Below are 12,832 nucleotides of genomic sequence, written 5' to 3' on the forward strand. Positions count from 1 at the left end.
TCAGGGCGGAGGCCGTCCCGGTCACCGGACAGGAGCTCAAATACCCGGCCTCGACCGACACGGTCTACGACGGCGCGGGGCGTGTGACGCAGACGGTCAACAAGAAGTTCGGCGACCCGGCGGAGACCACGACCACCATCTACACCGGCGACACCACCACCGTCATTCCGCCCGTCGGCGGTACGGCCACCAGCACTGTCGTCGACGCTTTGGGCCGCACCACTGAACTCAAGGAGTACGCCGACTCCGCACGGACCAATTCGCAGTCCACGTTGTCCACCTACGACGAGCACGGCCGCCTGGCGCAGGTCAAGGACGCGTCCGGCGCGAAGTGGGCATACACCTATGACGCCCGCGGTCACCAGCTCACCGCAGACGATCCGGACAAGGGACACTCGACCACCACGTACGACGCCGGTGACCGTACCGTGGACGTCACCGACGCCCGTGGCTCCAAACTGCACACCGCCTACGACGAGCTCGGCCGCAAGACCAAGCTGACGTCGACCTATCAGGGAACGACCACGACCCTCTCGGAGTGGACATACGACACCGCCAGCGGAGGCAAGGGCCAGCCCGCCAAATCGACCCAGTACATCGGCGGTCAGCCCTACACCAGCGAAGTCACCTCGTACAGCACCCTCTACAAGCCATCGATCTCCCAGCTAACCGTGCCCGGCGCCGGCGGCCTGGCCAACACGTACAAGTGGACGACCGCGTACTACTTCACCGGCCAGACCAAGTGGGTTCGACAGCCCGTGATGGGCGGGTTGCCGCAAGAAGACATCACCTCGCTCTACACCTTTAACGCCGCCCTGCCCGTTGGTCTGGCAGCCGGGACCGACTCAGTAGTGGCTGGTACTCTCTACGACCATTACGGCCGCGTCTGTCGCGAGGAGTACGGCGACTTCAACCACACCGTTTACAACTCCTACCAATACGACGAACACACCGGCGCGCTCACCGACCAGATCACCGACCGCGACACCGTGCCCCAGCGTGTCGACGCCACCCACTACACATACGATGCCGCGCAGAACGTCACCTCGGTCACCGACACCACTGGCCAGGACACCACGGCGGTCACCGACAACCAGTGCTTCACGACTGACGCTCTGCGGCGCATCACGTAGTCGTGGACCACCAAGACCGGCAGCACCTGTACTCAAGGGCCGTCAGCCACAAACGTGGGCGGCGCCGATGCCTACTGGACGTCCTACGGCTACGATGCCGTCGGCAATCGCACCACCGAGACACAGCACGCCACGACCTCCGGTCCGACAACCGACGCCACCCGCACCTACGCCCCGCCCGCGACTGGCACCCACAACCTGCCGAAGGTCACCCAGACCGGCTCCGCACCGCACACCGATACCTACACCTACGACGCGGCCGGTAACACCGCCACTCGCGCTCTGGGCAGCACACCCCAGCAGAGCCTGAGTTGGGATCCGCAAGGTCACCTCAGCGCGGTCAAACAAGGCACCGCCACCGTGGCCTCCTACGCATACGACCCTGATGGTAACCGCCTGACCGCCACCGATGAGTCAGGTACGACGCTCTTCCTGCCGAACGGCAACGAGCTGCTGCTCCAGCCCAACGGCACCCTGGTCGGCACGCGCTACTACGACTTCAACGGCAAGACCGTCGCCATGCGCACGGGCGGAAAGCTGTGCTATCTGATCTCCGATCCGCACGGCACGGCCAGCACGCAGATCGACGCCACCACCCAGACGGTCACCCGCCGTAAGGCCAGCATCTTCGGTGCCGACCGCGGCACGCCGGACGGTACTTGGCAGGGCACGAAGGGCTTCCTCGGCGGCACCGCGGACGACACCACCGGCCTCACCCATATCGGAGCCCGCCAATACGACCCCACCACGGGCCGCTTCATCAGCATCGACCCCATGCTGGAACTGGACAAACCTCAGGCGCTCAACGGCTACACCTATGCCGGTGCCAACCCTCTTGCCTTCTCTGACCCCACGGGCCTGGGGGTAATGGAATGCATGAGCGGCGTCATTACCGGATGCACCAACGGTGTTCCGACCCAGAAATCTACCTACCACGAGGACCGGGAGCCTGCGGTATCGACCGCCACCAAAGATACCTCTGGTCCAACACTCGATCCCGAAACTTACAACTGGCTGAACAAGAACCGTGGCTACAACGGCGGCCAGACGCTCGACGCGAAGTCGTACCAGGAATGGCTCAATTCGGCCGATACCAAATATCGCAACGGGATCATTGAGTTCGACAAGTGCGTCGAGGCTGGCGGATCGGCCGCGAAATGCAAGGACAAGGCCACTGCAGACGGCGGCGGGCCGGCGACGGCGGACACAGTGAAGGATGTGGCCACAGTCATCGCTGTCGGCGGTACGATCGCCGCAGGCGCCTGCGAACTGGGTTCCGCCGGAGTCCTCACCCCTGTCTGTGGAACGGTGTGGGTGGCCTCGTACGCCACTGCGGCTTGGGTCGGCAACGCGTATTTGGTGTACGACGGTTGCTTCGGCGATGGCAGCACCACCGAGTGTGTGATGGCGTCTGCGGGGCTTCTCACCGATGGCGGCCTGCTTTTCAAGAGCGGGGATGCCCGCCTGGTTTGGGGTGCTGCGAACCGCGCGGGCCGTGCTACGGGCCGATTCGCGTCTAGAGCCGGCAGGGCGGTGGGCAGGACGTCCCGATCGGCGTATTCCACGGTGAGATCATGGTTCTGACAGATACCAGCGCAGGAGGTCCTATGTCCCCGGCCGAAACATCCCCTCTGGACACCCGACAACTGGTTCCGTACGTTTCGACTGTTGTGGGTGAAGGGCTCGCATCTGTGATCGGTGGGATCGTTGCGACCGTCGTTTTGCTGGTGTCTTCCGCGAATGTGACGCACGGCGGGCTGAGCGGCGTGGTCCAAGCCGCTGTCCTCTTGGGGATCGGGGTCTTCTGGACCGTCGGGCTTCTGGCGGGTCGTGCGGGAGTGGTCCGGGCCCAGGAAAGTGCCATTCCTATGCAGGATCCGGAAGCGGTGGACCGCTTTTCAGATGATCAGCGGCGCGCCCTTCGCCGCGGGCGGCTTCGCAATGCGGTGTTCGCTGCAGCGGTGGTTGCGGTGTGCGGGCTCGGTTTCCAGTGCCTCTGGCTCGGTCTTGCCTTCCCGCTGCTACAGGTGGCCTCCATGGTGTCTGCCTGGAGTATGGCGCGATGGCAACGGCGCCACGGTGTCGTGCTATGGAAGCCTGCGCTGTCGGCGGTGGGCCGCACAGCCTTCCGCACCGCTCCCTTTTACACGACGCCGATACATGGCCAGGCCCGTTCAGCCTTGCGCAACCGTTAGCCTGCGGATCTCTCGGAATGGTTCGAGTGAACCGCCCCGGGTTCGGTAGAGATCTCAAGTTTGTGGTTGCAAGTTCATCGCGGATAGGACCTCTGCGAGCTCCTCGCGCAGAACTTCGGCATCCGTTCGGGAGCCGAATACCATCAGGCACCAGTCGTCCGCGTACCGCACCAGGTAGTAGGTGGGCAGACCGTGCCAGTGCCGTCTGTTCCGTTCCCGTGGCTGAGCAACGGCGAGAGGATCGACCCATGTGAGGTGCCGACGGTGGTCTCCCGCCGAAGGCGGTCCCCGTCGAGGATCCCCGCTTTGAGGGATTCGTTCACCAAGTCCAGGACGCGTTTGTCTCCGATTCGACGCTGCACCCCCTGCCTCACTGGGCAGCTGGGAAAGGGCAATATGACAAGCGCCTGCACGTCCGCATCATCGATGCCGAATACGATTCTGAACTCGGCCTCCAGGCCATCCATTACGATCACCAACAGACCTACCAGGCAGGACAGGCCATCTGAGCCGCCACCACATGAAACCGCTCCTGCTTGAGCTTCCCCGAGGACTTCGTTCGCCGAGCTGAGCCGATGGCCTAGCAGTCTTGCCATAGTCAGCTCGCCTCAAAGGCCCTTCGGATGAGCGGTTCGGCCCTGTTCGGGTCGGCTGCGGATGCGATCCGCACCTCCAGGTCCCCAGTTCCGAGATGCTCGATGCCGCGCATGTCGCGGGTGAAGCTCTCTTTCAGCACGACCGTGTCCGGGTCGAGGGTGAGGTACACCAGGATGATCCCGTAAGAAGGACGGACGAGGACCGAGGCGCGGTTCACCATCCGCCGGTAGGCGATGTAGTGGCGAAGCCGGGCCACCTCCACCTCGCCCCACGTGGTCAACGCCTCGTCCAGGTCACCGTACAGATCCCGCAGCCCGTCACGAACAACGTTAGGCGCTGCCCGAAGCCCGTCATCAAGGCCGCCTGCTGCCTGCCGCCCGCGGTTGTGTTGCCGAGCCGGAGCCGGGCCGGCAGACGCGGGTGAAGACTCGACCAGCATCAGAGTCAGCAGACCACCGTCGAAGACCCGGTAGCGCACCAGGTCAATCCGTCTGCGGTTGTCGTTCACCGCGACCCGGTCATGCCGAAAGAAATCACTGGCGATGCAGACCGCCCGCGCGTTCCGCCAGTCGATCTCCCCGACCGCCGCGGAACCCAGCCGATCCCGCACCAGCGCCTCGAACTCGTGACGGGCGGAACACAACCACGACAAGTAGGAGGAAGCCTGGGACAGTACCCCACTGTCCACCGTCTTCTTGTACTCCACGACCACCGGAGCGCCGTTTTCGTCGAGGCCCAGGGTGTCGATCCGGCCTCCGTGCAATCCCCGCGAGTTCACGATTTCTGAAGGTATCGAAATCTGAACTGTAGGTATTGTTGGGGCTTCGGAGTCTCTGGCCGTGAGTTCGTGGCGCCGGCCCCCGCTGAGAACTGGGGAGTTCAGAGAGCGTGGGGTGCCGGGCCCGCCGGGCCTTCCTTGGACGAGCGCGGTGTCGGGCCTGGCGCTCCCTGAGTGTCGGCGTTCCGCCTCGATGCGCGCGATAGGGGCGCTGCTGCTGATGATGGCCGCGGCCCGGGGCAAAGGGCCGGAGAAACTTCCCCTCTTGCGAGTCTTCTTCCCGCTTCCCCCGGGAACGTTGCTGTGCTCATCGGTGTACTCGCGCCCGGCGTTGCGGCGGTCACGGCGTTTGGGAGCGGGTGGAGGTGATCACGATGGATGTGTAGGGCATGGTGGCGTGGCCGCCGAGCTTGTCGATCGCGGTCCCGGCGCTGTCCAGGACCTCCGCCATTTTGTCTGCGGGGAGTTGGGTGAGGCCGCCGAAGGTGGGGAGCTGGTCGAGCCACTCCTCTCGGGAGTAGGTGCGCTCCCAGGCGAAGCGCCACTGTTCGGGCTCGCTGAAGCTGCCAGTCTGCCGGATCCCGTCGGCGATTTTCGCGAACAGCGGCTGGTAGGCATCCACGGCCGAGCCCTTGAGCAGGCCGGGGTTGAACGGGGAATCGGGGGCGACACGTTGGAGTGCTTCTGCGAGGGCGTCGATCACCTCGGCCGGGAGCTGGGGGACGTGGTGGAAGGGGGCGAGTCGGCCGCCGGGCTTAAGCACCTGGGCCGCCTTGGCCGCGCCGGCGACGGGGCCCACCCAGTGCCAGGCGGTGCCGGCGATGACCGCGTCGAACTGCCGCCCGGCCGGCTGCCAGTCCTCGAACGTGGCGACCTCGACCTCGATACGGCTGCGTTGCGCGAAGGCGGCCATCCGCTCGTCGGGCTCGACACCGAGCACCGTGCAGCCGGCCGCCTGGAACTGCCGGGCCTCGATGCCGGTCCCGGCTCCGACGTCGAGGACGTGCCGGCCGGGGCTTGCCGCGACGATGTTGTCCACCAGGGCCTGGGGATACGGCGGTCGGGCGCGGTCGTAGCGTTCGGCGTCCACTCCGAACGACTCGGCTGTCTGCCGGTGGCGGTGGGGCTCGGGGCCGGACTCGGACGGCTGTCCCTGCGATAAAGTGGGCATGCGCCCACACTAGTGGGCGCATGCCCACTTGTTAAGGCAGAGCGGCGCGGAGAGGGAGACAATGCCGTCAGGGGTGCACATTCACAACGTGCGCGGTCAGTTGTTCGAAGCCGCCGAGCGTGTCCTGCTTCGGGACGGGCCTTACGCGTTGACCAGCCGGGCGGTCACGGAGGAGGCGAACTGCGCCAAGGGTGTGTTGCATCGGCACTTCACCGATTTCGACGCTTTCCTGGCAGGACTGGTCCTCGACCGCGTCCGCGGCATCGAGGACCGGACCACGACTCTGCGCGCGGCCGCCGGCACCGGGAGCGTGGTGGACAACCTCGCCGACGCGCTGCAGGATCTGTTCGGGCCGGTCACGGTGGCGATCGTCGCGCTCATCACTTTCCGTGACGGCCTCCGCGCCCGGCTGCGCGAGGCCGGTCTGACCGGCATCCCACTCGCCATGCAGGGCACCGCCATGATCGCCGCATACCTCACCGCCGAGCGGGAGTCGGGGCGTCTGGCCGGTGACGCCGACATCGACACACTCGCCCCCACCCTCGTCGGGGCCGGGCACCTGCTATTCGCCGACCGGACAAGCGCCCCACCGCAGACCGCCGCCGTCCACAAGATGGTGACCACCGTCATCGCCAGCGCCTTGCGACCACTCCCATCGTGACCTGAGCGCACAGACCGCACGTCGCCGCCAGCGGCAGACAGCTCCCAGAACAGGGCACATAACGGTCAGCTACCAGGGTATTACCCAATCGTCGTTTCCGTGTCTGACGGGCCGGCTGCGTGGGTGTAGCGGAAGCTGGCCTGGGCGCTGAGGTTGAACATGGTGGCGATGCGGAGGGGGTCGGGTCCGGCGGCGGTCGCTTCTTCGAGGACCCGGTCCTGGCGGAGGCTGTCGGCCGTGGCGGGCAGCCCCTTGAACAGGCGCTTGAGCCAGAAGTCGCTGACCGGACTCTTCCCCTTGGCTGTTTGCTGGGTGCGGAGGAGATGAGGGTTTGCCGAGTCCGGCCAGTGGGCGTCACGGTAGCGTCGGTACTTGCGGATGGCTTCGGCGGTGAAGTCGTCGAGGGGCCGGCTGGCCTCGCCCCGCCGGAGGCGCCCGGTGCTCAGCCCGATGTCGGAGTCCTGGAGCATTCTGATCTCGTGCGGGAAGAGGGCGTGGATGCTGGCAAGGGCGACGACGGCCAGGAGGGCCGGGCTCTCGCCCGCGACTCTGGCCACCTGTTTGAGCTGGCCTTCCGCGACCGGCCTGGGCGGGTTGACGAGGGTGTTGCCGGGCCTGATGCGTCGGGCCGGATCGGCGAAGATCAGCCGCTGTGACTTGAGCGTCTTGAACATCTCCCGGAGCGCGACGATTTCGCGCTGGACGTTGTTCCGATTGGACAGCCAGGCGGTGATGTCGCCGGGGGCGACCTGCCTCAATGCGGAGTATCGGGGGGCACATTACTCGGCAGTGAACGGGACAATCAGCCGCAGGCGGATGTCGACTGTGTGAGACGACCTCGGGCGGCGGCGGGGGCTCCGTCGCGGAGGATGTCGAAGTAAGCGGTCACCTCGACGCATATCTGCTCGGGAAGCAGTGCGAGGTGAGCTCTGACCGGTTGTTCGAGGGCGTCGGGTGCGTCGTCGAGCAGGATGTCGAGATCGTTGAGCATGTCGATGAGATGGACTGCGGGAACATCGATGTCCCGGGAGAGTGCGTGGACCGTGGTGGCTCTGATCCTTTCGGAGGGCTGGTGCAGGGCCGAGAGGATCATCAAGCCGCACTTCACGCGCTCCGGCGGGTTACCTCCGCTCGTGCGGAGAGGACCCGGGAGTTGGTGCGCGGTCACGGACGGGAGGCGGGCCAGCTTGATCACCTTGTGCTTCTTGAAGGCCGAGGTGTCGTCTTCGCGGTAGACCTTCGCGAACTCTCCCCAACCCAGCCGGTGACGAGTGTCCTCGGCGTCGTCGTGCCGGCGGTCCACACCGGCCTCCAATCCGAAGCGGTCCGAGGAGATACGCAGGTATGCGCCGGGCCGCTGCGGTCGGTAGGCGGAGAGTCGGTCGGAGAGGATGAGGTTGACCCCCTACTTCGCGTTTGCCCAAGGGGAAAGCGTGCCACTCGACGGCTCAGCTCCGGGTGCTCGTGTCGTCAGGTTCCGGGCGCTTTTCGGAGGTGTCGCGATCCGGCGTGGGGATCGGTGGGGGGCGCATGGATACTGAGGACCATGCGCATCGACATTGATCCCGGCCAGGTTGAACGGAACGTCTTCTACAAGCTTCTGACCTCGGTCGTTGTACCCCGGCCGATCGCCTGGGTGTCGACGACGTCGGCGGCGGGCACGGACAATCTGGCCCCGCACAGCTTCTTCACGGTGGCGTGCGTGAGTCCGCCGGTGGTGCAGTTCACGTCGGTGGGGCGGAAGGACTCGGTGCGGAACATCGAGGAGACCGGGCAGTTCGTGGTGAGCCTGGCGCCGGAGCATCTGTTCGAGCAGATCAACGCGACGGCGACGGACTTCCCGCGGGGGACGAGTGAGTTCGACGCGGTGGGGATCGCGCGGGAGCCGAGCCTGAGGGTCAAGCCGCCGCGGGTGGCGGCCTCGCCGGTGGCGCTGGAGTGCGAGCTGCACAGCACGGTCCGGTTGGGGGACTCGACGGTGGTGTTCGGGCGCGTCGTGCACGCGGCCGTCTCGGAGGCAGTGATGGACGACGGGCACCCGGACGTACGGAAACTGCGCCCGCTGTCACGGCTGGGCAAGGACGAGTGGGGGACGCTCGGCGAGATCCTGGAGATCAAGCGGATTCCGCTGGCGGACTGGTCCGGTCCGGGGATGTGACCGCTCCGGCGACCGTCTCGGAGGAGTCCGAGGGCTCGGCGGAATCCGGGTCGGCCGCGCGCGCCGAGCGGGTGCGGCGGGCCACCATGGCCGCCGCCACACCCGTGACGCCCAGGAAACCGAGGGCCAGCAGGAAGACCGGCGAGGTCGGTGAGGCGGCGCGGCTGCCCGCGACCACGTAGGCGGCGGTGTTCGCCGCGCTGCCCGCCGCCGTGGCGGTGAGGAAGGGCAGCAGCCGGATACGGGAGACGGCCGCCGCGTAGTTGGCGGCGGCGAAGGGCACACCGGGGAAGAGCCGCAGCGCCAGCGTGCTGCGGAAGCCGTGCCTGCTGAGCTGCCGGTCGAGCGAGAGCGCGATCCGCCCGCGCAGGAAGGGCCGTACGGCGTCACGGCCGAGCAGCCGCCCGAGCAGAAACGCGAGACCCGCGCCCAGCACCGTCCCTGCTATGGCGGCGGGCAGCCCGGCGTGGATGCCGTACAGGGCCCCGGCGGCGGCGTTGAGCAGCGGTCGCGGGACGAACGCGACGGTGCACACGCCGTACGCGAGCGCGAAGAGGACGACCGCCATCGTGCCCGATGTACGCGGCAGGCCGTGCGTCAGCAGATGCTGCGGCTGCCACGCCAGTACGGCGGCCCCCGCGCCCGCCAACAGCAGGATCAGCAGCGCGAACCGCGCCCATGGGGAGAGCAGTACGCGCGAAAGACGGACGGCCGCCCCGTACGGAGCGGAGACCGGGATTCGCGGGAAGCGGTCGAGCATTCAGGCAGCGTAATCGAGACGGGCGGCAGATGGCGCCTGTCGATGTGCCCCACGGCGGGGGCAGGGCGCCGCGACACGTCTACGGCCGGGGACGGGTGCGTGGCGCACGCCGTACGGGCCGAGGGCGGAGTCCGGCGGAAGACCGTCGAACTCCGCGCGGCCCCGCGTCACACCGTGTCCGCCACCGTCAACTCCCCGTCGCCCTCCGCCTTCTGGAGCTGCGAGCCGCTGCCGGTGACGACAGGGGAGGCGTCGTGGGGCGTGCGGCGGTCGAGGACGCCGGCGGTCACGGCGATGCCGAGTCCGGCGGCGGCGAGGACCGCGCCGACCAGGGCGGGGGAGGTCCAGCCCCAGCCGACCGAGATGGCGACGCCGCCGAGCCAGGCGCCGCCGGCGTTGGCGAGGTTGAACGCGGAGTGGTTGGAGGCGGAGGCCAGGGTCGGGGCCTGGCGGGCCTTGTTCATGACCAGCATCTGGATCGGCGTGGTGGTGAGGAAGCCGACGGCGCCGAGCACGACCACCCCGATCGGGGCGGCGACCTTGGACTCGGCCGCGTAGTGGAAGCCGAAGAGGACGACGGCCAGGGCGCCGAGCGAGAAGTACAGCGTCGGCCGCAGGGCCCGGTCGGTGAGGGGGCCCGCTGCGAGCGTGCCCAGCGTCATGCCGACGCCGAAGAGGGCGAGCAGCCACGTGACGGAGGAGTCGGCGTAGTCGGTGACCTCGGTCATCATCGACGCGAGATAGCTGTAGACGGCGAAGATCCCGGCGAAGCCGAACACGGCGGTGAGCAGGCCGAGCAGCACCTGCGGCTCGCGCAGGGCGCGGAACTCCTGGGCTACTCCCACGTGTTCGTCGGTGGGCAGACGCGGGATCAGCAGCGCGAGCGAGCCCAGCGCGATCAGGCCGATCACGGACACCACGAGGAAGGTCGCGCGCCAGCCGAGACTCTGGCCGAGCGCGGTCGCGGCCGGCACGCCGACGATGTTGGCGATCGTCAGGCCGAGGAACATCGCGGCCACCGCCCGCGCCCTGCGGTCCTCGCTCACCATCCGGGCCGCGACGACGGCGCCGACACCGAAGAAGGCACCGTGCGGCAGGCCCGCCAGGAAGCGGCCCACGAGCAGGGTGCTGTAGCCGGGGGCCACGGCGGAGGCCGCGTTGCCGAGCGTGAAGAGCGCCATCAGCAGCAGGAGCATCCGCTTGCGCGGGACGCGGGAGCCGAGCGCGGTGAGCAGGGGCGCGCCGAGCACGACGCCGAGGGCGTAGGCGGAGACGAGATAGCCCGCGGTGGGCACCGATGTGCCCAGGTCGTCAGCGACGTTGGGCAGCAGGCCCATCATCACGAATTCGGTCGTGCCGATGCCGAAGGCGCTCACCGCCAGAGCGAGTATGGCCAGGGGCATGGAGCAGCATCCTTCTGAAGTGTTCGGTGTTCGGGGCCCGTGGGCGCCGGGTTGGTACGGGGAGGGTTCGTGCACGCCGGGTTCGTACGGGGAGGGTTCGTGCACGCCGGGTTCGTGCGGGCGGACATCATGAGTGCCGCGCTCGGGCTCGCGGCGGTGCCCGCCACCTTCTAAGTTCCTTCGCGGAACAAATTCTCGCACGCGGTTGCTTCGCATACGTCACCACCGGGTGAAGTCGTGTCGACCATCACGCCACGCCTCCCCGGAAGGCGACGGAAAACCTTTGGACGTACCACCGACCCGGCAGGGATGATCACCGCATGTTCCGGCTCACCTTCCTCGCAGACGCCACCGCAGCAGCGGTCGCGCCGACGAAGGCTGCCCGGAGCGCACGGGACACCTTCTTCGACGGCGCACGACGCTGACCCTCCCCGGACAGTCATCCGGCGGACCCCGCAGGGGGAGGGTCGGTCCGGCTCATGGGGTCCGGCCGCGTCAGACAACTCCGTCAGAGGAAGAGAAGAGACGACGTCCGTCATGTCCAAGCAGAACTACGTGCGCACCAAGCCACACCTCAACATCGGCACCATGGGTCACGTCGACCACGGCAAGACCACCCTCACCGCCGCCATCACCAAGGTCCTGGCCGACCGCGGGACCGGCACCTTCGTGCCGTTCGACCGGATCGACCGGGCCCCGGAGGAGGCGGCCCGCGGGATCACCATCACCATCGCGCACGTCGAGTACGAGACCGACACCCGGCACTACGCGCACGTGGACATGCCGGGGCACGCCGACTACGTGAAGAACATGATCACCGGCGCCGCGCAGCTCGACGGCGCGATCCTGGTCGTCTCCGCGCTCGACGGCGTGATGCCGCAGACAGCGGAGCACGTCCTGCTCGCCAAGCAGGTCGGTGTCCGGCACATCGTCGTCGCGCTGAACAAGGCGGACGCGGGGGACCCGGAGCTGGCCGACCTGGTCGAGCTGGAGGTGCGCGAACTGCTCACCGCCCACGGGTACCCGGGCGACACGCTGCCCGTCGTGCGCGTCTCCGGGCTGCGCGCGCTCGACGGCGACCCGCGGTGGACCGCCGCGATCGAGGTGCTGCTCGACGCGGTCGACACGCACGTGCCGGTCCCGGTGCGCTACACCGAGGCGCCGTTCCTGCTGTCGGTGGAGAACGTGCTCACCATCACCGGGCGCGGCACCGTCGTGACGGGCGCGGTCGAGCGAGGGACCGTACGGCCGGGCGACCGCGTCGAGGTGTACGGCGAGGGGCACGGCGACGGGCCGCTGGTGAGTGTGGTGACCGGTCTGGAGACCTTCGGCAAGCCGATGGAGTCCGCGCAGGCGGGTGACAACGTGGCGCTGCTGCTGCGCGGTGTGCAGCGCGCCCAGGTGCGGCGCGGCGACATCGTCGCGGCGCCGGACAGCGTGGCCACCCACACGCGGTTCACGGCGACGGTCTTCATGGTGCCCGCGGCCGAGGGCGGCCGGCACACGCCGGTCTCCACCGGCTACCGGCCGCAGTTCTACATCCGCACCGCGGACGTGGTCGGCGACGTCGACTTCGGCGGGCCGGGCGGCATGGCGCTGCCCGGCGACACCGCCGACATCAGCGTCGAGTTGGGCCGCCCGCTCCCGCTGGAGCCGGGTCTCGGCTTCGCGATCCGCGAGGGCGGGCGCACGGTCGGCGCGGGCACGGTCACCGCCGTGGGCTGAGCCGCCCACCCGGCGACCGCGCCCAACAGGGCCCGGCCGCAAGAGGGCTCGGCCCATCGCGGCCCGGCCGCGACAGCACCCGGCCCCGTCGACCCCCGAACAACCGGGGGAGGGCGGGGCCGGGCCGGGGGGGGGGGGGGGGGGAGGGGGGGGGGGGGGGCGCGGAAGACCCACACCCGCTCGGCCGCCCCACTCCTACGCAACGGCCCCTAGCCCGCACGGAACCCGGACCACCCCACAAAAACCGCCGA

12 protein-coding genes are annotated in these 12,832 nt (G+C 68.2%); 6 read left to right on the forward strand and 6 right to left on the reverse strand.

All coding sequences use genetic code 11. The annotated features are described in order from the left end of the window. Positions 1–83 precede the first annotated feature (83 nt). From ACZ4EF_RS35565 to ACZ4EF_RS35575, 3 genes are read left to right on the forward strand one after another with little or no spacing between them, the layout of a single operon-like run. On the forward strand, positions 84–1,133 hold the full coding sequence (locus ACZ4EF_RS35565) for a hypothetical protein (protein WP_467508322.1): 1,050 nt from the start codon (positions 84–86) through the stop codon (positions 1,131–1,133). A 54-nt stretch (positions 1,134–1,187) separates the two neighbouring features. After that, on the forward strand, positions 1,188–2,717 hold the full coding sequence (locus ACZ4EF_RS35570; RefSeq protein ID WP_467508324.1) for an RHS repeat-associated core domain-containing protein: 1,530 nt from the start codon (positions 1,188–1,190) through the stop codon (positions 2,715–2,717). 23 nt (positions 2,718–2,740) lie between these two features. Continuing rightward, positions 2,741–3,328, forward strand: coding sequence for a hypothetical protein (locus ACZ4EF_RS35575; protein WP_467508325.1), 588 nt, complete (start codon positions 2,741–2,743; stop codon positions 3,326–3,328). Positions 3,329–3,926: 598 nt separating this feature from the next. Here the strand turns inward: ACZ4EF_RS35575 and ACZ4EF_RS35580 are convergent. Then, entirely contained in the window at positions 3,927–4,703 is a 777-nt protein-coding gene (locus ACZ4EF_RS35580) for a DUF5655 domain-containing protein (protein ID WP_467508327.1), read from the reverse strand. Between the two features lie 340 nt (positions 4,704–5,043). Next, complete coding sequence (locus ACZ4EF_RS35585) at positions 5,044–5,874, reverse strand: class I SAM-dependent methyltransferase (protein ID WP_467508329.1); 831 nt, start codon at positions 5,872–5,874, stop codon at positions 5,044–5,046. A 73-nt stretch (positions 5,875–5,947) separates the two neighbouring features. Between ACZ4EF_RS35585 and ACZ4EF_RS35590 the strand changes: the two genes are divergently transcribed. Continuing rightward, positions 5,948–6,535: a TetR/AcrR family transcriptional regulator gene (locus tag ACZ4EF_RS35590; protein WP_467508331.1), complete on the forward strand. Its 588-nt coding sequence runs from the start codon at positions 5,948–5,950 to the stop codon at positions 6,533–6,535. An 80-nt stretch (positions 6,536–6,615) separates the two neighbouring features. Here the strand turns inward: ACZ4EF_RS35590 and ACZ4EF_RS35595 are convergent, their stop codons facing one another. Then, entirely contained in the window at positions 6,616–7,293 is a 678-nt protein-coding gene (locus tag ACZ4EF_RS35595; protein WP_467508333.1) for a hypothetical protein, read from the reverse strand. A 44-nt stretch (positions 7,294–7,337) separates the two neighbouring features. After that, entirely contained in the window at positions 7,338–7,838 is a 501-nt protein-coding gene (locus ACZ4EF_RS35600; protein ID WP_467508335.1) for a hypothetical protein, read from the reverse strand. A gap of 243 nt (positions 7,839–8,081) precedes the next feature. Here ACZ4EF_RS35600 and ACZ4EF_RS35605 point away from each other — a divergent pair, with 243 nt between their 5' ends. Continuing rightward, on the forward strand, positions 8,082–8,693 hold the full coding sequence (locus ACZ4EF_RS35605) for a flavin reductase family protein (RefSeq protein ID WP_355350251.1): 612 nt from the start codon (positions 8,082–8,084) through the stop codon (positions 8,691–8,693). Here the strand turns inward: ACZ4EF_RS35605 and ACZ4EF_RS35610 are convergent. Both ACZ4EF_RS35610 and ACZ4EF_RS35615 read right to left on the reverse strand, forming a co-directional pair. Further along, positions 8,650–9,453: a TVP38/TMEM64 family protein gene (locus ACZ4EF_RS35610; protein ID WP_467508337.1), complete on the reverse strand. Its 804-nt coding sequence runs from the start codon at positions 9,451–9,453 to the stop codon at positions 8,650–8,652. The genes ACZ4EF_RS35605 and ACZ4EF_RS35610 overlap by 44 nt on opposite strands. Before the next feature lie 167 nt (positions 9,454–9,620). Continuing rightward, positions 9,621–10,856: an MFS transporter gene (locus ACZ4EF_RS35615; RefSeq protein WP_467508339.1), complete on the reverse strand. Its 1,236-nt coding sequence runs from the start codon at positions 10,854–10,856 to the stop codon at positions 9,621–9,623. 537 nt (positions 10,857–11,393) lie between these two features. Here ACZ4EF_RS35615 and tuf point away from each other — a divergent pair. After that, positions 11,394–12,581, forward strand: a complete 1,188-nt coding sequence (gene tuf, locus ACZ4EF_RS35620) for an elongation factor Tu (RefSeq protein WP_467508341.1) — start codon at positions 11,394–11,396, stop codon at positions 12,579–12,581. The last annotated feature ends 251 nt before the right edge of the window (positions 12,582–12,832 follow it).

It is taken from the genome of Streptomyces sp. NPDC025721 (assembly GCF_055558595.1).